1 protein-coding gene and 1 pseudogene are annotated in these 2711 nt (G+C 66.3%); one reads left to right on the top strand and one right to left on the bottom strand.

The genetic code is table 11. The annotated features are described in order from the left end of the window. Positions 1–109 precede the first annotated feature (109 nt). Positions 110–1900, top strand: a complete 1791-nt coding sequence (locus EN742_RS30960; protein WP_128333666.1) for an NAD(P)/FAD-dependent oxidoreductase — start codon at positions 110–112, stop codon at positions 1898–1900. Positions 1901–2055: 155 nt separating this feature from the next. Here the strand turns inward: EN742_RS30960 and EN742_RS30955 are convergent. Then, positions 2056–2711 (bottom strand): annotated as a pseudogene (locus tag EN742_RS30955) (amidohydrolase family protein); the annotation flags it as partial.

Raw genomic sequence — 2711 nt, 5'->3', positions numbered from 1 at the left:
GCCTCACCCTTGCAGGCTGGCCTCACCGGATTATCAATAGTCTCGAAACACGTTCTGCGTGGCGCCAGGCTTGGCGACGCCCGGTCGATATTCCGAGGAAGGACAAAAAATGCTCGACATCGCACCATCGCAGCAGGCGGCCGCCTGGCTCGGTTCCTTCGCCCGCGCGCTCGAAGCCGGCGACATCGAGGCAGTGGCCAATCTTTTCGTCGAGGACTGCTACTGGCGCGACCTGCTCACCTTCACATGGAACATCAAGACCATGGAGGGCCGGGCGGCGATCCGCGACATGCTGGTGGCGACGCTCGCGACGGCACGGCCGTTGCGATGGAGCCTCACCGGCGAAGCGAGCGTCGACGATGGCATCATCGAGGCCTGGTTCAGCTTCGAGACAGTCGTTGCCAGGGGCGAGGGGATCCTGCGCCTCAAGGACGGTCGCTGCCGGAGCCTGTTCACGGCAATGAGCGAGCTCAAGGGGTTCGAGGAGCAAAAGGGTCCGGCGCGGCCGCTCGGCATCCGCCACAAGGCCGATCCCGATCGCGAGACCTGGGCGGAGGCGCGGGCGCGCGAGGCACGCGACCTTGGTGTCAGGGAGCAGCCCTACTGCCTGGTGATCGGCGGCGGCCAGGGCGGCATTATGCTCGGCGCCAGGCTGAGGCAGCTTGGCGTTCCGGCGATCATCATCGAGAAGAATGCGCGCGCCGGCGATTCCTGGCGCAACCGCTATCGCTCGCTCGTGCTGCACGATCCGGTCTGGTACGACCATCTGCCCTACATTCCGTTCCCGGAGAACTGGCCGGTGTTCACGCCCAAGGACAAGATGGGCGACTGGCTGGAAATGTATGCACGGGTGATGGAGCTGAACTATTGGGTCGCCACCAAATGCGTCAGCGCCGCCTATGACGAAGCCGAAAAGGCCTGGACCGTCATCGTTGACCGAGTCGGCCAGCGCATCACCCTGAAGCCGAAGCACATCGTCTTCGCGACCGGTGCCTACGGACCGCCGCGGCAGATCAGTCTGCCCGGCGCCGAGGCCTTCAAGGGCGAGATCCTGCATTCCAGCCAGTATTCCAGCGGCGAGAAGTTCCGCGGCAAGCGCGTCGCGGTCATCGGCGCGGCAAGCTCGGGGCATGACGTCAGCGTCGACCTCTGGGAGGCGGGCGCCATGGTCACCATGGTCCAGCGCTCGCCGACGACGGTGGTGAAGTCCGACACGCTGATGGAAGTCGGCTTCGAGATATTCTCGGAAAAGGCGCTAGCCCGCGGCATCACCACGGACAAGGCCGACATGATCGTCGCCTCGACGCCTTTTGCGCTGGTGCCGAAGGGGCAGCGCGCGCTCTACGACATTATCCGCGAGCGAGATGCTGATTTCTACAAGCGCCTCAGCGACAGCGGCTTTGCCCTCGATTTCGGCGAGGATGAGACCGGGCTGCTGATGAAGGCCTACCGCACCGGCTCGGGCTTCTACATCGACGTCGGCGCCTGCGAGCTGATCATCAACGGACAGATCGCGGTGCGGAGCGGTGTCGGCATCAAGTCGCTGACACCGAGCGGCATCCTTTTCGACGACAGCAGCGAACTCGCGGTCGATGCGATCATCTCCTGCACCGGCTATCGGTCGATGAACGAGACGGTGGCTGCGATCGTCTCGCGCGAGGTCGCCGACAGGGTCGGTCCATGCTGGGGCCTGGGCTCGGGCGTGAGAGGCGATCCCGGTCCCTGGCAGGGCGAGTTGCGCAACATGTGGAAGCCGACGGCGCAGGAGGCGCTGTGGTTCCATGGCGGCAACCTCGCGCTGTCGCGCTTCTATTCGAAGTTCGTGGCGCTGCAGCTCAAGGCGCGCATGGAAGGGATCGCGACACCGGTCTATGGCGAGCCGAGCAACGCGGGGCGCTGAAGCTACCGATCTCCCCCCTTGTGGGGGAGATGGCGGCAGGCCAGAGGGGGTCGGTTCGACTGGGCTCGACCTCCTGCGACAGATGAAGGCTGGCGCTTCACGCGCGGCGACCCCCTCTGTCGCCTTCGGCGACATCTCCCCCTCAAGGGGGGAGATCACCCATGCCCGAAATGCCTGGCCGCAACCTCGACATGCGTGTGACCCGCATGCGCCTCGAAGCGCTCGGTCTCGTTGTGGTCGGCGGCCTCGTTTGGCCACCATTTGCCGCCGAGGACGATGCCCTCTGAAACGAGCCGCTGATCGGCGACCAGCGAGGCGCCGACCGCGTCGACAAAGGTGAAGCGGCCCGGTTGCTGCCTGAGCACCGCGACGTCGCCGATGCCGCCGACCTTCAGCGCGCCAAGATCGGGCCGCGCGATCGCCTCGGCCGGGCGCTGCGTCGCCGCGCGCAGCACCTCGACCAGCGGCATGCCGAGCGCCAAAAGCTTCGACATGCAGACGAGGATGTCGAAGGCTGGGCCGTCGACGCAGTAGAGATGCACGTCGCTCGAGATGACGTCGGGCGCGAGCCCCTCGGCCAGCATTGCCTTCGCGACCTCGAAGTCGAAAGAGCCCATGCCGTGGCCGATGTCGAAGATGACGCCGCGCTCTCGCGCCAGCCGCATGTCGGGGCGCACCGCGCCCGAGGCGAAGACCGGCGCGTTGGGGAAGGGGCGGAAGCAGTGAGTGAGGATGTCGCCGCGGCGCAGCCGCGGCAGCACTTCCGAGCGTCCGGGCGGCGGCTCGTCTATATGCGCCATCAGCGGCAGGC

Source organism: Mesorhizobium sp. M4A.F.Ca.ET.020.02.1.1, assembly GCF_004022645.1.
Taxonomy (GTDB): domain Bacteria; phylum Pseudomonadota; class Alphaproteobacteria; order Rhizobiales; family Rhizobiaceae; genus Mesorhizobium.
Note: the sequence above shows the minus strand (reverse complement) of the source record. Positions and strands in the feature narration are given on the sequence as shown.

What these genes read in the sequence shown, in the direction of transcription:
- EN742_RS30960 (WP_128333666.1), top strand. Translation starts at nt 110, where the DNA reads ATGCTCGACATCGCACCATCGCAGCAGGCGGCCGCCTGGCTCGGTTCC.